This is a genomic window from Candidatus Pseudothioglobus singularis PS1, from assembly GCF_001281385.1.
In the GTDB taxonomy this organism is placed as follows: domain Bacteria; phylum Pseudomonadota; class Gammaproteobacteria; order PS1; family Pseudothioglobaceae; genus Pseudothioglobus; species Pseudothioglobus singularis.
The window spans coordinates 1,381,740-1,404,313 of sequence record NZ_CP006911.1 but is presented as its reverse complement, the minus strand read 5'-3'; the positions used below and the strand labels follow the sequence as shown (position 1 = coordinate 1,404,313).

The window sequence follows — 22,574 nt, the reverse complement described above, 5'->3', positions numbered from 1 at the left end:
TAAAGACTAATTTAATATGAAGTGCTTGAAAAGTGAATGACGTTGTAAAATACTTTTTATGAAAATAGCTATAGTTAAACTTTCAGCATTGGGTGACATTATCCACTCCATGATTGTTTTGCAATATATAAAAAATAATAATCCTGAGATTGAAGTTGATTGGTTTGTTGAAGAAGCATTTAAAGGTATATTAGAATTTAATCCAGATATTCGAAAAGTTCATACAGTGAATATCAAAAAAGCAAAACGAAAAAAATCAGTTTTTCTTTTTTTAAAAGAGCTTAGACAATTTTCTAATTTTAAGCAATATGATTTAGTTATAGATATGCAAGGCTTGATTAAATCGGCAATGTTAGCTCGATTTATTCCTTCTAAAATAACTATGGGCTTTGATGGTAAATCATTGAAAGAAAGATACGCATCATTTTTCTATAATAAGACTTTTAAGTGTAGATATGAAGATAACATAATCGAACGAAACTTAGCAATCGTAGCAAATGGAATAAATGTTGATTTTCTATCAAAGTTCATCGATGAAAAAAAACCTTTTTTGTTTTCAGGGAGCAATGTTTTAATTGAAGAACTATCAAATACATTACCTAATGTAGTTATTATTCCTGGAGCTTCTTATGAGGCTAAATGCTTCCCATTAGAAAAAATTGCTGGAGTAATAAATATAATGCAAGCAAATTTTTTAATTATTTGGGGAAATGATGTTGAAAAAGTGAAGGCTTTAAAGATAAAGAATCTTGCGCCATCGGTAAGAATATTAAATAAATTTCCCTTGGATGAGCTAATATCATTAATTAAGCAAGTTGATCTTGTAATTGGCCCAGATACTGGGCCTACACATATGGCTTGGGCTCTAAATACTCCCTCAATAACTTTGTTTGGGCCAACACCAGGCTATCGCAATACCCGAGTAACAAAAATAAACAAAATTCTTGAATCAAAATCAATTGTTAATCCAAGAAAAATCGATAAAAATGATAATTCAATAAAGGAAATTAAAATAGCTGATGTAGCTAATTTAGCTAGTCAATTATTAAGCTAAATCTTGAGCTATTTTATTAATCAATTAACAAAAAAATTGAGATAATTAATATCCGATGATTGAAAAATAAAAAATGTTTAAATTCGATAGAACTTATAAATTACCCTTTAAATACAAAGTTGAAAATGATGCAATAGTCTATCTTCAGCAAAATTCTATTTTTAAGCGCTATTTAAAATTCATAAAACGATGTTTTATTGTCCATCTTCTTCGTCAGTATTCTCTGGAATTAGATAATATAAGTAAAAAGCATAAAAACATCTTGTGGATTAATATCTCGGCACCAAGTTTTGGTGATAGTTTGATGGATCTTTCTAGCAGAGTGTTGCTTCAAAACAAAAATGTAGATTTATTTACGAATATTACAGATAGTAGTATTTATTCAGAAGATGAGATATTTTCAAATGTATTCACTGACAAAAAATTAATTATTAAAAAAAAATATAATCTAGTAATTATAGATTCATATAGCACAAGAAGTTTAAAGGTTAAATTTGACATTGCACCATCAACACCTTTTGTTGGAATGTATGGCTTTTATAACGGTCCAGATATTAATCGAACACTGTTTAGTTTTCATAGATTAAATCATCTGCTTGGCTATGTGAGTAATGAAAAAAGAATTAATGAAATCGCAAAACCATCATTGACAATTTCGGAGAATGATAAAGAAATTGTTAAAATTCAAAATTTACCAACCAAATATATTGTTGTCGCCTTAGGAGGTGAGTGGCCATTTAGAACTTTTACTAAATGGGATACACTTTTAAAAAAAATTTTGCATGCAGATAATAATTTAAATATAGTTATTGTTGGATCTTCTAATGGAGGACATAGTGCAAAGATTATTATGGATCAATTTGAAAACTTTAATGTATATGATTGTGTTTCACAATTTTCCTTCACGCAAACTGCGTATATTATTAAGAAAGGGGAAGTATTATTTTGCTGCGATGGAGGTTTAATGCATGCTGCTTGTGCAGTAGATACATGTTTTATTCCATTATTTGCAAGGGTTAATCAGCAAATGAGACTGACAAATTCTATTAATGCCTATCCATTATTTGACAATAAGGATGTTAATAATATCAATACTGAAGTCATATATAAAAAATATATAGAAGTCAAAGAATTTTTGGATCAACCTTAATGTTTAAAAAAAGCTCTATCCACTTTATTTTTATATTACAAAAAAAATTAGTTAATCATTTTAAGTCTAATTTTTTAAAAGTTATTTGTAAGAGTAAGGTTAAATCACTTTCAGTATCTGATTGTCCAAGTTTTTTGATATTAATGAATCAAAATATTGGTGATATGATTGTTTGTAGTCCAATTATAAGAGAGATAAAGTTAGCATTTCCAAATTCAGAGTTAGAAGTTCTTATAAACCCAGTAAATGAAGAAATGTCTAAAGCAAATCCTCATATTGATAAAGTTCATATTTATAGAAATAAATGGTTCAACTTATTACCAGTTCTTGTGCATCTAAGAAAACAAAAGTTTGATTTTGTTATTGAGCTCGAAGCCAAGGTTATAACCAAGGTAATTATAATGTTAAAGATTATTAATCCCAGACGAACCCTAGCAGTTAGTAAAACTGAGGGGAGGTATGATATGGCGCCTGATGAAGTTCTACCATATGATTTCTATACCAATCCTGAATTAACTCATCAAAGGGATACAGCACTTGATATCCTAAGATTATTGAATATAGAGCCTATTGATAAATATTATGATATTTATTTAGAAGAGAGTCACAGGAAAAAAGCATTAACATTCTTGTCTTCATTTGATAAGTCAAAATTTTTGATAGCGTTTAATCTAGAAGGTGCAAATATAGAAAGAAGAATATCTAAGGAAGATGCAGCTAAAATAATGGATGATTTAGCTAGGATACATAAAAATATCATTTTTATTTTGATAAATAAGCCAGGAAATAGCAAAATAAGTAACGACATAATTGCTGAAACGAATAATGCCATTGCTTATCCATGTTTTTTAACTACTTCAGTACTAGATATTGCTGCAATTATAAGTAATGTTGATCTAATTATTTCTCCTGATACCTCAATAGTACACATGGCGTGTGCATTCAATAAACCTTTGATTGCAATATATGAAAATAACAGGAGTAATTACGATAAGTGGTCGCCTATCTCAAGTTTAAATCATGTTATATTTTCTGATGAATATAATAATTTAAAGTCGATTAATACAGATCAAGTTGTTAATTATGCAGATGATTTGCTCTCAGAAAATTTAATAAGATAACTGCATCATTTTTATGGCAGGAAAAGAAAAAATTAAATCCCTCATTCTTAGGTTTTTAACAAAGAAGAAAAATGTTAACTTTGATATAAAAAAATCAAAAAAAATCTTAATTTTTAGATATGACCGAATAGGGGATATGATTCTAACAACTCCATTATTCAGAGAACTAAAAAAAGCTTATCCAGAAATTGAAATAAGTGTTTTAGCTAGTAAAGCCAATAAAGATGTGCTACGTTACAATCCATATATCAAGCAAATATATACTAACTATAAAAATAATTTACTTTTTGACTTCTATACTTTGATTAAGTTAAGACTTAAAAATTTTGATGTTTGCATTGAGCTAGAGCATTCAATAGTACCGCATACGATTATTAGGCACAAAATCATAAAACCCAAAAAAATAATTTCTGTATATAAATATGAGAGATATGGTGTTAAAGCAAAGGAACTTAAACTTTATGATTATTTTACATATAAAAATGAAAATAATCATTTTTCAAGCATTTGGCTTGATACCCTAACTTTTTTTGGACTAAGTTCGTTATCAAGTAATTATGATTTTTTTCTTGGTGATTATGAAAATCAAAAAGCAAAATTGTTTATTTCAAATATTGCTAATAAATTAAAAATTGGTATTAATGTTGAAGCTTTTTCACCAGACAAGAGATTAAAAACATCTGAGTTAATTAGAATTTGTGAGAATATATATAAAGAAAAAAAAGATATTAAAATAATATTACTATCATCACCGAAATATAGAAAGAGTTTATTAAAAATAGTTAGTGAAATGAATTTGAGTTTCGTCTGCTTGTCATATGAAACAAAAACTATAATTGATGTAGCTTCTTTAATAAATCAAATTGATATTATTATTTCACCAGATACTTCAATTATTCATATTGCATCTGCATTTAATACACCAGTAATTTCAATCCACGAAAATAATAAAAAAAGTTTCAGATTATGGGCACCCAAGTCATCATTAAGTAAGACGATTTTTGCTGAGAGTAAGTCTGGTCTTTATAATTATAGTGTTGATGAAGTGGTTACCTCAGCAATAAATATAATTAATGTTTTAGAGGAAAAATAAATGAAAATTATGGGTACAAAATATTGTGGTCACGATAGCGCTCTTTGCTTAATAGACACTGAAGAAAAAACTATTTTTGCAATGAGTACTGAGAGAGTAACTAGAATTAAGCATGATTACTTAGACATAACTCCAATTCTTGAAGAATATATGTTTGATTATGTTGATTTTGTCTCCCATTCTTATAATGATTTTGAAGATAAAGGAAATGATGGCGAGCTAAGAGAAAAAATGACCTATAACAAGGATATTGAAAAAGCCATTCGACTCATAGTTAAACCTAAATATATTAAAGATCTTCGAATTACGAGATCAAGAAAAAATAAATTAATTTTTAAATCTTTATTCAGAAATTTTAAAGCGGTGAGAATGTATTATTTTGCAAAAATTCAAAGGGCATTGATATCAGAGACTACTTTAGGTAATAAAATTGCATTTACTAATTACATAAAAAGGAATTTTAGCTTATTCAAACTTTACCCTAAAGAAGTCTTTTATTTTGATCACCACTTGTGTCACGCCATTCCATCTTATTGTCTTTCACCATTTAGTGAAAAGAAGGCAATTGCTTTGACTATTGATGGTCAAGGAGATGGTTTTTTTAGTAAATTATATCTTTTTAATAGTGCGAATGACTATGAGTTAATTGGACATTCAGAAGCTAATTTGATTGGTGACGGAGATAGATTTTCTTCTATCGGTCGTATTTATAATTATTTTACTCAAGCCATGGACCTTCATCCAAATAGTGACGAGGGCAAAGTAGAAGCTTTAGCTGCTTTTGGAGTTGCAGACCAAAAACTGTTAAATGAATTAAAAAATACTACAAAAATTGATAGCACAAACTTATGTATTAATTATGACGCAAAGAAATTAAATCTTTTTTTTGATATAAATTTTTTTAAAAAATGAGAGAGCTAGAATAGGAGATGAAGGTTTTTGTGCAGTAGTTCAAGATTATCTAGAAGATACTATAGTGGATTATCTTAAATGTGTTTATGAGAAATACCCCATAGAGAACTTATGCCTCTCTGGCGGTGTATCTGCAAATATTATTATGAGTTTAAATATTTATGAGCGAACTAATATTAAAAATATTTTTGTATTGCCATCAATGGCAGATGATGGTCTTGCCTTAGGTAGTGCGATATTAACTGCTTTAAAATTTAATCAAGATATTAGTTGGCTCAAAAACTTTCAAATGCCATATTTTGGTGACTCATATTCTAGAGAACAAGTAAAAAAAGCATTAGAGATCTATCCTAATATTTCGTTTGAAGATTTGAAAGATGAATGGCCCAAGCATGCCGCTTTATCTGTATCTAAAGGTAAAGTATGCGCATTATTTCATGGCAAGATGGAATTTGGGCCTAGAGCTTTAGGCAATAGATCAATTATTGGGAATCCGATGTTAGAAGAAACTAGAAGGATCATTAATAGTAAGGTGAAAATGAGACCTTCTTATCAGCCATTCTGTCCCTCAATTTTAGAGGAGGAAAGAGAGAGACTTTTTGAGAATAGCTTTTCTCATAAGCATATGGCTATTGCATTTCGTATGAAGGAAGAGTTTATAAAAGACCTGCCATGTGCTGTTCATGTTGATGGAACTGCAAGGCCTCAATTTGTTGAAGAAGCAGACAACCCTGACTATTATTCATACTTAAAAGCATTAAAGGACATCACAGGCTATGGTGTAAGTTTGAATACTTCATTTAATCTTCATGGAAGAACAATTGTCCGTACTCCACAAGATGCAATACTAGATTTTCTTGATTGTAATATTGATGAATTATATATCGAGGGTTTTAAAGTAAAAGCTAAATAATTTTAGCCTTATATCTTAATAAGCAAGTCAAGATATTTTTTATTTATTGATTACATATTTTGATTCTTTTAAAGAGTCAATAACAAATTTGGCTTTTGTAATTTTTTCATTAATTTTATGACCACTTCTTACCAGAATAGTATTTTTAATATTTACAGCATTTGCTGCCATAATATCTTCTTCTTTGTCTCCAATCATCCAAGATTTTTCCATATCAATAGAATGTTTAGACTTAGCAGACAGCAACATGCCTGGTTTTGGTTTTCTACAGACACAGCAGTCGCTTGGGAGGTGGGGGCAATGAATTACATCTAATATTTCTATATTATTCTTATAAAATTGATCCAACATCCATTTAGTTATTTTTTGAAAGTCAATTTCAGTGTAGTAACCACGCGAAATACCAGATTGATTAGTAATGACAATGATTTTATAGTTTAAGCTTTCAAGAAATTGACAAGCTTCAAATATACCATTAATAAATTGAAAGTCTTCTATTCTATACAAATAGTTTATTTCTTTATTAATAACACCATCGCGGTCTAAGAAAATTGCTTTTGTAGCCATAATATAAGGTGAGTATAATTAATGTTTGGCTTGTAATCAATAAAAAAAATTTAGATGCTAGAAAAAACTGCTATAGATAAAATTTACCAATACTTATTAATAATTCTCGCATTCTTATTGCCACTTACAGTTTTTGGGGCCAACTTAATTATTGTGATTATTGTCCTTTTATGGTTATTTTCAGGCAACTATCTAGCCAAATATGATCTTATAGTAAATAGTAAGATCATGATAGCATCAATAATATTCTTTTTGATTCATCTCATTGGATTAATTTGGACAGAGGATTTGGCGTGGGGTCTTCATATTGTTCACAAAATGTGGTATTTTTTATTACTATTACCTGTTCTTTATACTGTCGTAAAACAAGAACATATTAGATATTATATTTTTTCATTTCTCTTAGCAATTTTTCTAACAGAAATTTTATCTTATCTTATATGGTTTGAAATTATTGCACCTTTTAAAAATGCTAACATTTTTGATCCTACGCCATTCATGACCCATGTTTCATTTAATCCTATATTGGCTTTTGCTATATATCTTGTTCTGAATGAAGTTTTATTTAATAAAAAATTAAATAGATACCAATTAGTTTTATTAATTCTTTTTGCAATTGCCATGAGTTTCAATATGTTTTTGACTCTAGGAAGAGCAGGCCAACTAGGTTTCTTTTTTGTTATTGCGCTGTTAATTTTTCAATATATTAAGTATCAAAAAATTAAATCACTACTTGTTATATGTCTTGTAATCCCATCAATTTTTATTTTGGCCTATCAGGCAAGTCCATATTTTCAGTTACGAATTGATAGTACCATTAATGCATTATCTAATGGTGATCCAAGATTAACTTTCGCAATTAATTCATGGGAAATAATTAAAGAAAATATGTTTCTTGGTGTTGGTACAGGAGATTTTCCAGTTGAATATAAGAAAATAAACTCCATCAAATCGCCAAATTCCCCTAATGCCACTAATCCTCATAACATGTATGTTCTAGTGGCAGCTCAACTTGGTCTTTTAGGCTTAATGAGCATGTTTTCAATTTTTTACCAACAACTTTTATTTGCTTGGAAATCCAAAAATGAATTAATGAAAAATATTGGTATAGCTTTACCAACACTTTTTTTAGTCCTGATGTTGGGGGATTCCTATCTATTGGGGCACTATACTAGTTTATTATTTGTATTTTTTAGCTCTTTTATTTATAGAGATTTTGAAAAAAATTAAAAAAATTCTTATAGTTATTCAAAGATCTAATGGTGATGTTTTTTTAAGTCAATCATTAATATCATCTATTTATAAGCACTATAATTCTCCCCAGATTGACTTATTAGTTAATGACGATACTCTTCAAATTGCAAAATTAATGCAATTCATAAATTATATTCATACATTTTCTTATAAAAAAAAACAGGAAGCTCAATGGACTCAAGAGAAAACATTAGTAAAGAGTATTTATAGAAAATACGATTTAAGTATTAATTTAACTTCTAGTGATAGGAGTGTAATCTACTCTCTTTTAGCAAGTAGAAAATCTATTACGGCTATTGACGAAAACATTAAAAAATCTTGGTGGAAAAAAATCTTACCAAATGATTACTATTTTTTTGATTCAAATAAACATATCTTATTAAATAATTTAGAGCCACTGAATTTGCTTAAAATTCCTCACGAAAGTATTCAAGAATGTCCTCTTATAAAAAAAGAATCAATTACAAATGTTAAAAAGAAATTATTTAAAAAAGGCATCAATAATTTTGTAATATTTCATCCATCTACTCAATATGAGTACAAAATTTATCCAAAAAAATTAAGACATGAGCTCTTAGTCCATTTGAGTTCTATTGGAATAAGTGTTTTAGTAACTGGAAGTAACAACCAAATTGATTTAAGTATAAAAAACTCTTTACCTATATTGCCCAATGTATTTGATTTAATTGGTGAAACAACCTTAGAAGAATATTTTGCATTAAGTCATTTGTCGCTCGCCTACATTGGTATGGACACATTGAATATGCATATAGCAGCCTCACAAAATAAACGAATTTTTGCAATTTTTGGCCCTACAAACATAAACATGTGGTCACCATGGTCCAATACTATTTTTAGATCAGCACGAAAAGATGCTCCAATACAAAATTATGGAAATATTACACTTTTCCAAGCAAATCTTCCATGTGTAGCATGTGGTAAAGCAGGATGTAATGATCTTCACTTGCACAGTGATTGTTTAGATAAAATTAAACCAAAAAATATTTTCAATGAGTTTAATAATTGGCTTTTACGAAAAGATTCTCAAGTTCAATTACAACAAAGTATTAGTATAGAACAACAAAATCGAAAAATAATTCTATATATAGTTTATGGTAATGATGAAGGTTATTATGATGGAGCAAAATATAGTTTTTTAACTCTAATGAATTGGATAGAAGAGAAAGATCCAATTGAAATAATAGTTTTAACTGAAAAACCAGAAAAATTTATTGGTTATCCAGTTAAGACTCTCTTAATTGAAGCACATCAAAAAAAAGAATGGTCCTTATCTGGTGCTTATGAATTTAGGATTAAAAATAGAGGTTTGGCTTATGTGATGAATAAAATGAAACTTAATTCTCATGATAAGATTCTATTTTTTGATACTGATACATATTTTCATAAATCACCATTTCCATTGTTTGAATTAATTAAATTCAATCAGGCAGTTTTTTATTTAAATGAGGGATTAATATACAATAGAAAAAGATTTAAGGTTTATTTGGAAAGTTTAAAAGATCAAAAAATTGAATATGGTGGACAGTGTTATGAATTAAGTCCAAATTCAGAAATTTGGGGCTCTCTTATGATAGGAGTAATGCCAAATATGCTTTCCAGTCTGGATTGGGCTGATAAGTTGATGCTTGAGTTTTTTGAAATTGTGCCATCACATACAATTGAGTCATTTTCATTATCAGAAATCTTATTAAAAAAATATCAAATAGTTGAAGGAAAAAGATTTGTAAGTTTATATTCAACTCGAAGAAAAAAAGAGCATGCTGTTCAAATACTATCAAAATTTTTCCAGGAAAACAAGCTGCTTTCTATTAAAGATCAAGTTTATTTAGCACAGAAGATTAAGATTAAGCGTCCATTTTTTACATTAATAAAACAAAGATTTTTCAAAATCAAAGAATATAGAAATTAATTACGGGAATAATCATCTGCTAGACGGATAATGTCATCTTCTCCAAAGTAATCACCAGTTTGTATTTCAATTATTTCTAAAGTTTGATTCGTAGAGTTTTCAAGCCTATGAATTGATCCCCTTGGTATATATGTAGACTTGTTCGCTTTTAGTGAGAATACTTTGTCATTACAAGTTATCAATGCAGTTCCTTTAATAACTACCCAGTGCTCATCTCTCTTTTTGTGTTTTTGTAAAGATAGTTTGGCATAGGGCTTGACAAAGATTCTTTTGACTTGAAAGCCAACTCCTGAATCTATTGAATCATAGTAGCCCCATGGTCTATATACTTTTCTATGATTCTTTGATTCAATTCGATTTTTATCATCAATAAGCTCTACTATATGTTTTATCTCTTGAGAGTGTTCTTTATCAGTTATTAAAAGTGCATCTTGAGTATCAACAATTACAAGACCATTAATGCCATTGGCAGCAATAAGTCGATTAGAGCTATAAATAAATGAATTTTTGACGTTATTAACTATAACGTCACCTTCATTGACATTGTTATTAATATCTTTTGGTTTTGACTCCCATAAGGCATTCCATGATCCAATATCACTCCAATAGGTATTTAGGGGGACAACAATACCATTATTGGTCTTCTCCATTACAGCATAATCAACTGATTTACTTGGACACTTAACAAATTCATCATTGTCAAATCTTACAAAATCAAGATCTTCGGAATTATTTAAACAGGAATTTTTGCAATATTTAAAGATTTCAGGTTCATATTTTTCTAATTCATTTAAGTAAACAGAGGCTTTAAAAATAAATATTCCACTATTCCAGTAATAACCTCCAGTTTCAATATATTTTTCTGCAGATTCTAAATCTGGTTTTTCAGTAAATGATTTAATTTTATAAAAATCATTATTTAATGAATTGTCTGTTTCAATGTAACCATAGGCTGTTTCTGGGTTTTTTGGTTTAATTCCAAGAGCAACTAATTTGCCTTGATTTGCATATTTTTCAGCGATTTCAATTGCCTCATGAAACCTCTGATTATTATCAATAAGATGATCTGCAGATAAAACTAGTAATGTAGGATCAATATTTTTATTTTTTAAGTAAAAAGCAGCAAGGGCTATTGCAGGTGCAGTGTTCTTACCAACAGGCTCTAAAATAATGCCATTATTTTTTGACTTTATTTGGCGTAGTTGTTCAGCCACTATAAATCGATGTTCTTCATTACAAATTATTAGAGGTTTTGATGCTTTAGCAGGAAGACGATTAATTGTTTCTTGAAACAAAGAAGTATCATTAATGAGACTAATAAATTGTTTTGGGTACTGTTTTCTGGATAATGGCCATAGTCTTGTGCCACTTCCACCTGAAAGAATGACTGGAAAAATCATTTGCTATCTTTTTTTATTGGTTGAGTTTTCGGTGGATTCCATTTTTTTTGAGATTCAGTTAGTTTTAAATATCTGTAAAAAGTTCCTTCAAAATTACCAAAGGCTATTACAAAGCCTGCACCACCATCTAAAAAGCCCAGTTTGACTATGTAGTGTTTAATAAAGGACCATAGACCATGTAAAAATGCTTTTAATACACTTCCATTTATATTTTTTTCTTTCAACTTTAAAACTCCAAGAGTTGAATAACGATTTGCTTTGTACATTACTTCCTCAGTATTTTTGAAAGGAAATTGCCAAATAACATTTTTTAATTTTCCAATATCCTTATCGCTATGACAAATAAAGCCTTCATGAACTGAATCCATCGTGTATGTCATTTTTCCTTTTTTAAATAACTGAGGTTGTCTAAAATTTGGATACCATCCAGAATGCATAATCCATTTACCCATAAAAAAATTCTTTCTTGGAACTTTGTATATCTCAAATTGTGCGTTATCAATCAGTTCAATAATTTCATCACGAACTTCCTTTGTACACCTTTCATCGGAATCAAGACTCATTATCCACTCACCTTGGCAATGAGTAATAGCTTGATTTCTTAGGTCACCATAACCTTTAAAAGGAATGTGAATAACTTTTGCTCCAAGTTCTTCAGCAATTTCAGAGGTTCCATCAGTACTATTTGAGTCAGCAACTATAATCTCATCAGCCCATAAAACACTATTAATACAATCACGTATTTTTTCAACCTCATTAAAAGCAATAATATAAACTGATATTTTCATAATATTTTTTAAGTTTTAAATTTGCTAATAGAAGGTATTTCTATCATAAAGCTCTTTAAGGCAATATATTGCTTATAATTTCTTCTTATTTTATCCAATAACTTGAGCTTTGATGAAAATTAGTCTAATTATCACAACTTATAATTGGCCAGAATCACTTTTACTAGTTCTAGAAAGTGTTAACCATCAGACTATTTTACCAAATGAGGTAATAATTGCAGATGATGGAAGTACTTTAGAGACTAGATCTCAAGTTGAGGTTTTTCAAAATAATTCTGAATTAAATATTATTTATTCTTGGCAAGAGGATATGGGTTTTAGAGCCGCAAGATCAAGAAATCTGGCGATACTTAAGTCAACATGTGACTACATTATACTAATCGATGGCGACGTCATACTTGACAAAAACTTTGTTCTGGACCATATTGCAGCTTCAGAGCAAGGTTACTTTGTTCAAGGCTCTCGAGTTTTGTTATCTAGGATGCAAACTAGTAGGGCTTTATTAAAGAAAAAGATTATTTTTCCATTTTTTTCTTCGAACTTTAAAAATAGAAAAAATTCAATTCGCTCAAAATGCCTATCATATTTATTTTCAAATAAAAAAAATGGTTTGAGGGGAATTAAAACTTGTAATTTAAGTTTTTTCAGAAAAGATTGTATCAAAATCAATGGATTTAATAATGAATTTGAAGGATGGGGGAGGGAAGATAGTGAATTTGCAGTTCGACTAATTAATAGTGGGATTAAGAGAAAAAACATCAGATTTAAAGCGATTCAATTTCATTTATGGCACAATGAAAATAAAAGAATAGCCTTAAAAAAGAATAATGAGATGTTACAGGATTCAATAAACAATAGAATTGCCTGGTGTGAAAATGGAATGAATTCAAGAGAAATTAATGAAAGTTAGTGCATTTACATTTATTAAAAATGGACAGATACTTGGCTATCCATTTCTGGAGTCTATTAAGTCTATTCTCCCAATAGTTGATGAGTTCATTATCAATGTTGGAAAGAGTGAGGATGATACTTTGCAGATTATTAAAACACTTAAAGATAAAAAAATTCGTATTATTGAATCTAAGTGGAATGATAGTATGAAAAATCGAGGCTATGTCTATGGCCAACAAAAAATGATTTCTCAATTTAATTGCACTGGTGATTGGGCTTTTTACATTGAAGGTGACGAAATTTATCATGAGAAAGATTTAGAGAAAATTAAAAAGTCTATGAAAATCTATTTGAATGATCCAAATGTTGAGGCAATTGCATTTGACTTTATTCATTTCTATGGTAACGCAAATAGTTATCTGAATTCACCTGGCTGGTATCGTTCTGAAGCTCGAATTATAAAAACATCAATTCGATCATATGCCCCAGATGGTCTTTTTTGGCTAGTACTGAGCTCTAATAAAAAAGGTAGATACCCTAAAGCGAAAAAAATTGGAATAAATTGTTTTCATTATGGCTGGGTTAGAAGTGAGGAGCAAATGAATTTAAAAAGTACTCACGTTCAAAAATATTGGAATGATGATCCTAAGATTATTGAATATTCTCAAATGGATAAATCAATAATTAAAGAATTTAATGGGACGCATCCAGATATTATTAGGGACTGGCTTCCAAAAGAAAAAGGATTATTTGAGGTGGATAGTAAATATAATTTAAGTTTTAAGCAAAAAAAACACCGAATTATGATAAGGCTTGAGAAACTTTTTGGAATTGATTTAAGTAAAAAACATTATAAAACCGTAAGATGAAAATTTTAATTGAAATGCCCTCATGGCTCGGGGATAGTGTTATGGCAACTCCTGCGATTGAGAACCTTGTAAGGCATTTTAAATCTGCAGAAATAACTTTAATTGGTTCTCAAGTTTCAATAGAGGTTTTAAAAAATCATCCAAAAGTAATCGATTCACATGTGCTTGAGAAAAAAATTATAAATTTATATAACTTTTTAAAAAATTTAGATAAATTTGATATTTTTTTGTCTTTTAGAGGTTCTTATCGCTCAAAATTTATTAAATTTATTGTTTCTTCTGAACTAAAGTTTCAATTTGACAAAAATAAATATACTAATGGTCATCAAGTTGAAAAATATAATAAATTTATAAATGATAGTTTTGCTATAAATTCTCAAGCTAGCAACTTAAAGTTACCAAATAAAAAATATTCTGGATATAAAAAAAGTAAATTACTTGGCATTAATCCAGGTGCATCTTATGGAAGCGCTAAACGCTGGCATCCTGAAAAATTTGCTGAAGTCGCAATTGATCTTTCTAATCAATTTGATATTATTATTTTTGGCGGGTTAGGTGAAAAAGATATTGCAAAAGATATTGAAATTTGTTTAATTAAAAAAGGTATTAAAAATTATAAAAATCTCTCAACTAAGACTTCAATCAGTCAATTAGTAGATTTAATCTCAAAGCTAGATTTATTTGTTACTGGTGATAGTGGCCCTATGCACATTGCGGCTGCATTTCATGTTCCAACAGTGACCATTTTTGGGCCAACAAATGAATATGAAACTTCTCAATGGCTAAATGAGAAGAGTGTAATAGTGAAAAAAAATTTAGCTTGCCAGCCTTGTATGCAACGCATTTGTCCTCTTCATCATCATAACTGCATGAAACTTATTAAATCAGAAGATGTATTAGAAGCAGTTAAAGGCCTATGTTAATTGCTAAATTCTTGATCAATAAGGTGAGAGATTGTATGCCCAATTATTATGTGCATTTCTTGAATTCTTGCCGTATCTTCAGAGGGTATAACTATATTTAAATCACAAATATTATTCATCTCGCCACCACCATTACCACTAAAACCAATTGTAAGACACTTTAAGAGAGATGCTGTTTTGAGTGCGCTAATTATATTCTTACTTCTACCACTTGTGCTAATTCCAATTAATACATCATTCTTTTGAGCTATTGCTTCAATCTGCCTATCAAATATATGTTCATATCCAAAATCATTACCAATTGAAGTGAGAATAGATGAGTCTGTAGTAAGTGCAATTGCTGGTATGCCTTTACGTTCTGTTTTGTATCTCCCAACTAACTCTGCAGCAATATGTTGGGCATCTGCAGCACTCCCTCCGTTGCCAATTAATAGAATCTTTCCACCATTTTTAAGGCAATCAATACATATTTTGGCAGATTCAGCTACAACATCAGTTAAATTATGTAGTAAGTTTGCAGTTTTTATGTGTGCATTAAATTCATTATTAATAAGCTCTTTCATCCTTTTTGAATCCTTTTAATAGTATCAGAAGAACTTTTGCCTTCAATAAATTCTACCAACTTTAATTCTTTTGCAATATTTTTTCCAATTACTTCTTTACCCTTATAGTCTCCGCCCTTAACTAAGATATCTGGCTTGATTAAATTGATTAATTCGTATGGCGTCTCCTCCTCAAAAATCACAACATAATCAACAACTTCTAAAGCAGCAAGAATATATGCACGATCATTTTGGGGATTTATTGGACGACTCTGACCTTTAAGTTTTCTAATTGAGGCATCTGAATTAAGGCCTAAAATTAATACATCACCAAAGCTTTTAGCTTTTTCTAAATATTTAATATGTCCAAAATGGAGAATATCGAAGCATCCATTAGTAAAAATAATTTTTCTTTCTTTGATTCTTAAAGAGTTAACTATTACACTAATTTCACTCCAGTTTTTAATGTGTTCTCTACTATTTGATTTTTTAAGGCTCGATTCATATTCTATGATTTCGTCTAGAGTTGCAACAGCTGAACCAATTTTTCCAACAACTACGCCTGAAGCAAGGTTTGAAAATTGAACAGCCTGATCTATATCTATATCACATGACAAAGCAAAACCAAGTGATGCAAGAATTGTATCACCTGCCCCTGTTACATCATAAACTTCTCTTGCAGTAGTGGGATGGATACGTAAATTTTTGTCATAAATTGCCACACCATCTTCACTCAAAGTGATCAAAGATACATTCAATTTGTAGTGATTTTTAAGATGTAATATAGCGTCAGTAAGACTATCTTTATCTCTAATAATAATATTTGTTGCCTCGCTAGCTTCTTTTTTATTTGGAGTTAAAAGGTACGCTCCTGTGTATTTTGAAAAGTCCAAGCCCTTTGGATCTACCAATATTTTTTTATTATTTTGGTTTGCAACTTTAATTAATTTTTTTGTTAGATTTGGAGTAAGTACGCCTTTTCCATAATCTGAGAGTAAAACAATATCATAATTAATAACTATTTTTTTAAAGGTAGAAAGAATAATTTTTTGAGATTTTTCATTAATTTCTTCATTGCTTTCACGATCGAACCTAACTACTTGTTGTTGAGCAGAAATAATTCTACTTTTTCTGCTTGTGATTCTATTTTTTTGAGTAACTAAGAATTGAGTATTTATATTTATCTTGGCCAGCAAGCCCTTAAGTTCAGTTGAAGTTTCACATTCTCCAATTACGCTAATTACATCAACATTTGCTTTGAGAGCATTCAGATTATTAATAACATTCCCTGCACCTCCTAATAATACACTCTCATTATCCACATTGATTACTTGAACTGGAGCTTCAGGAGAGATACGATCACAGGATCCCCAAAGATATTGGTCGATCATTAAATCACCAATAACTAGTATTTTTGGAGTTTTGTTCTTAAAATTAATCATGAAATATTTCTTCCATATGAGAGCCTTATCTCAGGTATATATTTTTTAATTCCTTGTTCTAATGAAAAATTTGGCTCAAAGTGAAGAAATTCCTTTGCTTTTGAAAGATTTGCCTGCGTATGATTTTGATAATCTTTATATGGGTTGTCAAAATAATCAATTGTTTGATTAGTTTGTAACTCTAATTGTAAAATATCAACTATATTTTTAAAGCTTCTAGGAATTCCAGTTCCCACGTTGTAAGTTCCATTTTTAATTGGATCACACGCTTTTATATTGGCTTGTATAGCATCATCAATATATATGAAATCACGAAAAATTTTGTTAGAATTTTTAAATAATCTAGGTTTGTTTCCAGATAATAGCTGATTTGCTAGCTGAATAACCATAGATGATGTTTGGTTTTTGTAAAATTCACCAGGCCCATAAACATTAAAAAATCTTAACCCAACAATACTCATGGATGGATTTAACTTTGAAAAATGATTAGCAATTTGATCCATCATAAATTTACTGTAACCATATGGATTTTCCGGTTTTTCACAACCTTCTGTCTGGGGTGAAGGCAAGTCACCATAAGTTGCTGCTGAACTGGCATAAACAATTGTTGCATGATCTTTTTTGCCTAAATTCAAGATGTCGTAAAAAGAATTAATATTTGTTTTAAATATAATTTCTTGATCATAGACGCGTGTATCAGAAATTGCAGCATGGTGAAATATATAGTCAAATTTATATTTATTCAGGAGATTAAGATCGTCTTTAATATTAATATTTCCACAAATCACATCACCTTTAAAATTAATTAAGTTTTTATAATGACCAAAACTCTTTAAGTTGTTATTTGAAAAAGTTTTTTCATTTCTAAAACAATCGAAAATAACTACATGACAATCTGGAAAATTCTCTTGAAAATAAAATGCTAAATTGCTTCCAATAAAGCCCGCTCCTCCTGTAATTAATATAGTCTTATTATTAAAATTTATTTTGTTATATATCATATTAGTTAGTAATGCATAACATCATCTTATTTGTTTAAGCTTTATTATATAGGCTAGGAGTGATTCAATGGCTAAGCTTAATACCAAAAAGATAAGGATTTTTAAAATTTTTTTATGAATTTATTAAACCAATTTAAAACTCTAGTTTTTTATAAGATATTTTTTATTATTGCTTTAAAATCTGTGCTTAAAGTTAAGTAAATGAGTTAAAATTATTATCATTAATAAGAGAGTTTTTTTTGAGATTTTATAAAAAAAATGAAAAATTTATGGGACAAGTCTAACACTTTTTCTTTTGAGGATGATTTAGATGCAAGAGTTTATTCATCAAGGTTACTTGGACAAGACTCATCTCTAGTTTTGCATGGTGGTGGAAATACATCAGTCAAAATTCTTGAGAAAAATTTACTAGGTGATGAAGAACAAATTCTATATGTTAAAGGGAGTGGCTGGGATCTAGTATCAATTGAAAGGGCTGGATTTTCACCAGTTCGTATGTCTCATATGGTAAGTCTGGCTAAACTAGAATCACTTTCTGATCCAGAAATGGTTAATGAGTTAAAAACTCAGCTAACTGATGCTAATGCGCCAGCGCCCTCTGTTGAAACAATTCTGCACGCGATATTGCCTTTTAAATTTGTAGATCACACCCATGCTGATTCTGTAGTTACAATTTCTAATACTTCAAATGGCGAAGAAAGAATTAAAGAAATTTATGGTGATAAGGTTCTAGTTGTTCCCTATGTTATGCCTGGGTTTGATCTTGCAAAGTCAGTTGATAAGATATTTTCTGAACAAGCTACTTCCTTAACAGAAGGAATAATTTTGATGAATCATGGGATTTTTTCTTTTGGAAATTCTGCCAAAGAGTCTTATGATCGAATGATTGACCTAGTAGCTGATGCTGAAAATTATATTCACGAACAAAATGCTTGGGATATTCAAATATCTTCTCCACCCTCTTCAAATGAAAGCTTAATTACAGAAATACCTAAGTTAAGACAATTAATTTCTAAAAATGCAAAAAAACCACTTTTACTTAATCTTAGTGATAAAGAAATTGGAGTTCATTTTTCAAAACGACCTGATTTAAAAAAAATTGCAAATCAAGGTCCACTTACTCCAGATCATGTGATTCGAACTAAAAGAGTTCCAATGATTGGGCGAGATGTTGAAAAGTATATAAAAGAATACACCTCTTACTTTGACCATAATGTTTTAAATGCAAAAGAATCAAAAACAATGCTTGATCCTTTACCAAGAATCGTTATTGATAGTGAGTTTGGAGTATGTTCAATTGGCAAAAACATGAAAGAAGTCGGGATAGTTTCGGACATCTATGAGCATACTATGTTGAGTATTATTCGAGCTGAAAAATTAGGTGGTTTTAAGGCGCTTCCAAGTTCGGATATTTTTGACCTTGAATATTGGGATCTTGAACAAGCCAAATTGAAAAAAAATATTAATTCCTTTGTGTTTGAGGGTGAGGTTGTATTAATTACTGGAGCAGCTTCTGGAATTGGAAGGGCTTGTGTTGAGTCTTTTTTAAATAGAGGTTCGGCCGTTATTGGACTTGATATTGATTCATCTATTAAAGAAGTATCAAATGATAAAAATTATTTGGGAATAATTTGTAATCTCACTAATGATGATGAGTTGAAAGAATCAATTGAATTGGCAGTTCGTTATTTTGGTGGAATAGATATGGCCGTCCTTAATGCTGGAATTTTCCCCCCAGCTCATAAAGTTTCAGAGTTGCCTTTTAAAGAATGGAGAAGTATTTTTTCAATTAATTTAGATGCTAACTTTAACTTACTTCGTTTAATTTATCCAATATTAAAGCTTGCACCTAATTCTGGAAGAGTGGTTTTTATTGGTTCAAAAAATGTTCCTGCTCCTGGTCCAGGCGCAGCTGCATATTCTGCCTCTAAGGCGGCTCTTAATCAATTGATGCGAGTGCTCTCAATGGAATGGGGTGAGGATGGTATTCGATTAAATACAGTTCATCCAAATGCTGTTTTCGATACAGGAATTTGGACAGAGGAAGTTTTAAAATCTCGAGCAGAAAATTATGGACTTTCAGTTGATGAATATAAATCAAATAATTTACTAAAAATCGAAATAAGTAGCTTTGATGTTTCTGAATTAGCAGCTGAAATGTGTGGACCATTATTTTCTAGGACTACTGCAGCTCAAGTCTCAGTGGATGGTGGGAATGAAAGAGTTATTTAATTTTTACATCAATTAGGAATATCATGAAAAATCAAGAAACGATTCTTGGAGTTATTGGGGGAAGTGGAGTTTATGAAATTGATGGCCTTAAAAATACGCAATGGAAAAAAATTAACTCTTCTTTTGGGGAGCCATCTGATTCACTATTATTTGGAGAACTAGATGGGCAAAAAATGGTTTTTCTTCCAAGACATGGAAGAGGTCATCGTATTCCACCTTCTGAAGTAAATTACAGAGCAAATATAGATGTCTTGAAAAGAGCAGGTGTGACAGATGTAATTTCAGTTAGTGCTGTTGGCTCTCTTAGGGAGGACTTAAGACCTGGCATGTTTGTAATTATTGATCAATTTATTGATAGAACTTTTGAAAGAAAAAAAAGTTTTTTTGGGCCAGGTTTAGTTGCGCATGTCTCTATGGCTCATCCAGTTTGTAATCGTTTGGGTCATCATATAGAACAGATTGCAAACGATGCGTCAATTAAGACTGTCCGAGGAGGCACATACATTGCAATGGAAGGGCCACAATTCTCTTCAGTTGCAGAGTCTGAGCTATATAGAAGTTGGGGGTGTGACGTTGTTGGAATGACAAATATGCCTGAAGCTAAATTAGCAAGAGAGGCGGAATTATGCTATGTTTCAGTGGCCATGGTTACAGATTATGATTGTTGGCATCCTAATCATGATAATGTAAGTGTTGAGTCTATGATAAAGGTATTAAGTGACAATGCTGATAATGCAAGATATTTAGTAAAAAAAGTTGCCCCAATAATAGATGCTGACTCCAAGAGTGCAGAATGCATTTGCAAAGAAAGTCTCAATAATGCAATTATTACCCAACAGAACTTTAGAGATAAGAAATTAGTTAGAAAGTTAGAGGCTATTGCTGGAAGAGTTTTGAACAATAATTAGGAGTTATCTGTGTCTATCAAATCTAAAATCAGAACAATAAAAAATTATCCAATTGAGGGAGTTATGTTCAGGGATATAACTACATTATTGAATGACCCTAGTGGATTTAAAGAAGTTATAGACGATTTTTATAATCGTTATAAGGATTTAAAAATTGATAAAATTGTTGCAGTTGAGGCAAGAGGTTTTATTATTGGTGCCCCGTTAGCTTACTTGTTGAATATTGGTCTAGTCATAATTAGAAAGCCTGGTAAATTGCCTTCAAAAACCATTTTTGAAGAATATGATTTAGAGTATGGAACTGACAAGATTGAAATCCATATAGACTCTATTAAAAAAGGTGAAAGAGTATTGATCGTTGATGATTTAATTGCCACTGGAGGTACAGTTGCAGCTGCAGTAAGATTAGTTGAAAAAATGGAGGCAGAAATAATTGAATGTTGCTTTGTAATTGACTTGCCTGACATTGGTGGTAGAGAGCGACTTCAAAATATGGGGCAGAAGGTCTTTACTTTATGCGAATTTGAAGGGGAGTAAATAATTGTGAAAAATATTGAAACTTTAAGATGGAATGAAGATCATCTTGAAATGATTGATCAAAGGATATTGCCGGAAAATTTTGAGTATATATCCTACTATACAGCTAAATCAGTTGCGGATGGAATCTACTCCATGGTGGTTCGCGGAGCCCCTGCTATTGGTTGTGCTGCTGCTTACGGAGTAGCCCTAGAAGCACTATGCTTAAGTAAAGCTAATTTGGAGGATTTTTTGGTTGGTATGGAGGTTGCTTTTAAGATTTTATTAGAAAGCAGACCTACGGCTATAAATCTTTTTTGGGCTGTAGATAGAATGAAAAATTTAATGGCTGAAACGAATGAAGAACCTGAAGCTATTGCTTTAATTCTTTTGAAAGAAGCGCACAAAATATTAAGAGAGGATATTGAAATTAACAAAACTATGGGTAGTTTTGGCGCAGAAGTTTTGTCCAATAATTCAAGCGTTCTTACTCATTGCAATGCTGGAGCACTAGCAACTGCTGGACATGGAACAGCTCTTGGGGTTGTGAGATCTGCAGTTGAATCAGGGAAATCAATTTCAGTAATTGCTGATGAAACTCGTCCTTTTCTTCAAGGTGCTCGCCTTACTGCATGGGAAATGGTCCAAGAAAAGATTCCAGTTACACTTATCTCCGATAATATGTCTGGCCATTTGATGAAAACAGGGAAGGTTGATGCTGTAGTGGTTGGGACTGATAGGGTTGCAGGTAACGGAGATGTTGCAAATAAAATTGGAACTTATATGGTAGCTGTATTAGCTAAAAGGCACAATATTCCATTTTATGTTGCATGTCCTTTATCAACAATCGATCTATCAATATCTTCTGGAGATGAAATACCTATTGAAGAAAGGTCAGCAAATGAGGTTACTGGCTTCAGAGATTATCAGTGGGCTTCAAAAGGAGTGTCTGTTAGAAATCCTGCATTTGATGTCACCCCAGCAGATCTTGTAACTGGTTTAATTACTGAAAAAGGAGTTATTTTCAGTCCTAATGCCAAAAAAATATCTAAATTATTTGAAGGATAA

The 22,574-nt window shown here is 30.4% G+C and carries 21 protein-coding genes; 15 read left to right on the top strand and 6 right to left on the bottom strand.

The genetic code is table 11. The features are described from left to right. Positions 1 to 58 precede the first annotated feature (58 nt). The 6 genes from waaC to W908_RS08935 all read left to right on the top strand — a co-directional run bounded on the left by waaC (position 59) and on the right by W908_RS08935 (position 6,243). Positions 59 to 1,054 carry a lipopolysaccharide heptosyltransferase I gene (gene waaC, locus W908_RS07085; protein WP_053820528.1) on the top strand — a complete coding sequence of 332 codons (996 nt, stop codon included), beginning with the start codon at positions 59 to 61 and terminating at the stop codon, positions 1,052 to 1,054. 73 nt (positions 1,055 to 1,127) lie between these two features. After that, positions 1,128 to 2,204, top strand: a complete 1,077-nt coding sequence (locus W908_RS07080) for a glycosyltransferase family 9 protein (RefSeq protein WP_053820527.1) — start codon at positions 1,128 to 1,130, stop codon at positions 2,202 to 2,204. Continuing rightward, complete coding sequence (locus W908_RS07075) at positions 2,204 to 3,325, top strand: glycosyltransferase family 9 protein (RefSeq protein ID WP_053820526.1); 1,122 nt, start codon at positions 2,204 to 2,206, stop codon at positions 3,323 to 3,325. The genes W908_RS07080 and W908_RS07075 overlap by 1 nt, the downstream gene beginning before the upstream one ends. Before the next feature lie 13 nt (positions 3,326 to 3,338). Further along, positions 3,339 to 4,418 carry a glycosyltransferase family 9 protein gene (locus W908_RS07070; RefSeq protein WP_053820525.1) on the top strand — a complete coding sequence of 360 codons (1,080 nt, stop codon included), beginning with the start codon at positions 3,339 to 3,341 and terminating at the stop codon, positions 4,416 to 4,418. Continuing rightward, positions 4,419 to 5,330 (top strand): carbamoyltransferase N-terminal domain-containing protein, encoded by a 912-nt coding sequence (locus W908_RS08940; RefSeq protein ID WP_335334132.1) that lies wholly within the window; start codon positions 4,419 to 4,421, stop codon positions 5,328 to 5,330. Beyond that, positions 5,314 to 6,243, top strand: coding sequence for a carbamoyltransferase C-terminal domain-containing protein (locus W908_RS08935; RefSeq protein WP_335334135.1), 930 nt, complete (start codon positions 5,314 to 5,316; stop codon positions 6,241 to 6,243). Before W908_RS08940 ends, W908_RS08935 begins: the two co-directional genes overlap by 17 nt. A 39-nt stretch (positions 6,244 to 6,282) precedes the next feature. Here W908_RS08935 and gmhB read toward each other — a convergent pair whose 3' ends face one another. Continuing rightward, positions 6,283 to 6,810, bottom strand: coding sequence for a D-glycero-beta-D-manno-heptose 1,7-bisphosphate 7-phosphatase (gmhB, locus tag W908_RS07060; RefSeq protein ID WP_053820524.1), 528 nt, complete (start codon positions 6,808 to 6,810; stop codon positions 6,283 to 6,285). Positions 6,811 to 6,864: 54 nt separating this feature from the next. Here gmhB and W908_RS07055 point away from each other — a divergent pair, with 54 nt between their 5' ends. Together W908_RS07055 and W908_RS08930 are read left to right on the top strand one after the other, a co-directional pair. After that, on the top strand, positions 6,865 to 8,040 hold the full coding sequence (locus W908_RS07055) for an O-antigen ligase family protein (protein ID WP_053820523.1): 1,176 nt from the start codon (positions 6,865 to 6,867) through the stop codon (positions 8,038 to 8,040). Continuing rightward, a complete protein-coding gene (locus W908_RS08930) occupies positions 8,027 to 9,994 on the top strand; it encodes a glycosyltransferase family 9 protein (protein ID WP_082345045.1) in 1,968 nt (655 codons plus the stop codon). Before W908_RS07055 ends, W908_RS08930 begins: the two co-directional genes overlap by 14 nt. Here W908_RS08930 and W908_RS07045 read toward each other — a convergent pair. Together W908_RS07045 and W908_RS07040 are read right to left on the bottom strand one after the other, a co-directional pair. After that, positions 9,991 to 11,394 carry a mannose-1-phosphate guanylyltransferase/mannose-6-phosphate isomerase gene (locus W908_RS07045; protein ID WP_053820522.1) on the bottom strand — a complete coding sequence of 468 codons (1,404 nt, stop codon included), beginning with the start codon at positions 11,392 to 11,394 and terminating at the stop codon, positions 9,991 to 9,993. The two genes, W908_RS08930 and W908_RS07045, sit on opposite strands and share 4 nt — an antisense overlap. Further along, a complete protein-coding gene (locus W908_RS07040) occupies positions 11,391 to 12,182 on the bottom strand; it encodes a glycosyltransferase family 2 protein (protein ID WP_082345029.1) in 792 nt (263 codons plus the stop codon). Before W908_RS07040 ends, W908_RS07045 begins: the two co-directional genes overlap by 4 nt. A 112-nt stretch (positions 12,183 to 12,294) precedes the next feature. Between W908_RS07040 and W908_RS07035 the strand changes: the two genes are divergently transcribed. Genes W908_RS07035 through waaF form a run of 3 tightly spaced genes read left to right on the top strand, consistent with a single transcriptional unit; the run spans position 12,295 to position 14,865 of the window. Then, positions 12,295 to 13,092: a glycosyltransferase family 2 protein gene (locus W908_RS07035; RefSeq protein WP_053820520.1), complete on the top strand. Its 798-nt coding sequence runs from the start codon at positions 12,295 to 12,297 to the stop codon at positions 13,090 to 13,092. Then, positions 13,082 to 13,942 carry a glycosyltransferase gene (locus tag W908_RS07030; protein WP_053820519.1) on the top strand — a complete coding sequence of 287 codons (861 nt, stop codon included), beginning with the start codon at positions 13,082 to 13,084 and terminating at the stop codon, positions 13,940 to 13,942. The genes W908_RS07035 and W908_RS07030 overlap by 11 nt, the downstream gene beginning before the upstream one ends. 41 nt (positions 13,943 to 13,983) lie before the next feature. After that, positions 13,984 to 14,865, top strand: a complete 882-nt coding sequence (gene waaF, locus W908_RS07025) for a lipopolysaccharide heptosyltransferase II (protein WP_335334131.1) — start codon at positions 13,984 to 13,986, stop codon at positions 14,863 to 14,865. Here the strand turns inward: waaF and W908_RS07020 are convergent. From W908_RS07020 to rfaD, 3 genes are read right to left on the bottom strand one after another with little or no spacing between them, the layout of a single operon-like run. Then, positions 14,862 to 15,428 carry a D-sedoheptulose 7-phosphate isomerase gene (locus W908_RS07020; protein ID WP_053820517.1) on the bottom strand — a complete coding sequence of 189 codons (567 nt, stop codon included), beginning with the start codon at positions 15,426 to 15,428 and terminating at the stop codon, positions 14,862 to 14,864. The genes waaF and W908_RS07020 overlap by 4 nt on opposite strands. Next, positions 15,425 to 16,849: a D-glycero-beta-D-manno-heptose-7-phosphate kinase gene (gene rfaE1, locus W908_RS07015; RefSeq protein ID WP_053820516.1), complete on the bottom strand. Its 1,425-nt coding sequence runs from the start codon at positions 16,847 to 16,849 to the stop codon at positions 15,425 to 15,427. The genes W908_RS07020 and rfaE1 overlap by 4 nt, the downstream gene beginning before the upstream one ends. Next, positions 16,846 to 17,850 (bottom strand): ADP-glyceromanno-heptose 6-epimerase, encoded by a 1,005-nt coding sequence (rfaD, locus tag W908_RS07010; RefSeq protein WP_053820515.1) that lies wholly within the window; start codon positions 17,848 to 17,850, stop codon positions 16,846 to 16,848. The genes rfaE1 and rfaD overlap by 4 nt, the downstream gene beginning before the upstream one ends. 258 nt (positions 17,851 to 18,108) lie before the next feature. Here rfaD and W908_RS07005 point away from each other — a divergent pair, with 258 nt between their 5' ends. From W908_RS07005 to mtnA, 4 genes are read left to right on the top strand one after another with little or no spacing between them, the layout of a single operon-like run. After that, the gene (locus tag W908_RS07005) at positions 18,109 to 20,082 is read left to right on the top strand and encodes a bifunctional aldolase/short-chain dehydrogenase (protein WP_053820514.1); all 1,974 of its coding nucleotides are present in this window, start codon (positions 18,109 to 18,111) and stop codon (positions 20,080 to 20,082) included. Between the two features lie 23 nt (positions 20,083 to 20,105). Further along, positions 20,106 to 20,990: an S-methyl-5'-thioadenosine phosphorylase gene (locus W908_RS07000; RefSeq protein WP_053820513.1), complete on the top strand. Its 885-nt coding sequence runs from the start codon at positions 20,106 to 20,108 to the stop codon at positions 20,988 to 20,990. A 9-nt stretch (positions 20,991 to 20,999) separates the two neighbouring features. Beyond that, on the top strand, positions 21,000 to 21,527 hold the full coding sequence (locus W908_RS06995; RefSeq protein ID WP_053820512.1) for an adenine phosphoribosyltransferase: 528 nt from the start codon (positions 21,000 to 21,002) through the stop codon (positions 21,525 to 21,527). 3 nt (positions 21,528 to 21,530) lie between these two features. Then, positions 21,531 to 22,574: an S-methyl-5-thioribose-1-phosphate isomerase gene (gene mtnA, locus W908_RS06990; protein WP_417903552.1), complete on the top strand. Its 1,044-nt coding sequence runs from the start codon at positions 21,531 to 21,533 to the stop codon at positions 22,572 to 22,574.

Bases quoted from the DNA above. Each gene is read 5' to 3' on its own strand.
- waaC (WP_053820528.1), top strand. From the start codon at position 59: ATGAAAATAGCTATAGTTAAACTTTCAGCATTGGGTGACATTATCCAC.
- W908_RS07080 (WP_053820527.1), top strand. From the start codon at position 1,128: ATGTTTAAATTCGATAGAACTTATAAATTACCCTTTAAATACAAAGTT.
- W908_RS07075 (WP_053820526.1), top strand. From the start codon at position 2,204: ATGTTTAAAAAAAGCTCTATCCACTTTATTTTTATATTACAAAAAAAA.
- W908_RS07070 (WP_053820525.1), top strand. From the start codon at position 3,339: ATGGCAGGAAAAGAAAAAATTAAATCCCTCATTCTTAGGTTTTTAACA.
- W908_RS08940 (WP_335334132.1), top strand. From the start codon at position 4,419: ATGAAAATTATGGGTACAAAATATTGTGGTCACGATAGCGCTCTTTGC.
- gmhB (WP_053820524.1), bottom strand. From the start codon at position 6,810: ATGGCTACAAAAGCAATTTTCTTAGACCGCGATGGTGTTATTAATAAA.
- W908_RS07055 (WP_053820523.1), top strand. From the start codon at position 6,865: ATGCTAGAAAAAACTGCTATAGATAAAATTTACCAATACTTATTAATA.
- W908_RS07045 (WP_053820522.1), bottom strand. From the start codon at position 11,394: ATGATTTTTCCAGTCATTCTTTCAGGTGGAAGTGGCACAAGACTATGG.
- W908_RS07040 (WP_082345029.1), bottom strand. From the start codon at position 12,182: ATGAAAATATCAGTTTATATTATTGCTTTTAATGAGGTTGAAAAAATA.
- W908_RS07035 (WP_053820520.1), top strand. From the start codon at position 12,295: ATGAAAATTAGTCTAATTATCACAACTTATAATTGGCCAGAATCACTT.
- W908_RS07030 (WP_053820519.1), top strand. From the start codon at position 13,082: ATGAAAGTTAGTGCATTTACATTTATTAAAAATGGACAGATACTTGGC.
- waaF (WP_335334131.1), top strand. From the start codon at position 13,984: ATGGCAACTCCTGCGATTGAGAACCTTGTAAGGCATTTTAAATCTGCA.
- W908_RS07020 (WP_053820517.1), bottom strand. From the start codon at position 15,428: ATGAAAGAGCTTATTAATAATGAATTTAATGCACACATAAAAACTGCA.
- rfaE1 (WP_053820516.1), bottom strand. From the start codon at position 16,849: ATGATTAATTTTAAGAACAAAACTCCAAAAATACTAGTTATTGGTGAT.
- rfaD (WP_053820515.1), bottom strand. From the start codon at position 17,850: ATGATATATAACAAAATAAATTTTAATAATAAGACTATATTAATTACA.
- W908_RS07005 (WP_053820514.1), top strand. From the start codon at position 18,109: ATGAAAAATTTATGGGACAAGTCTAACACTTTTTCTTTTGAGGATGAT.
- W908_RS07000 (WP_053820513.1), top strand. From the start codon at position 20,106: ATGAAAAATCAAGAAACGATTCTTGGAGTTATTGGGGGAAGTGGAGTT.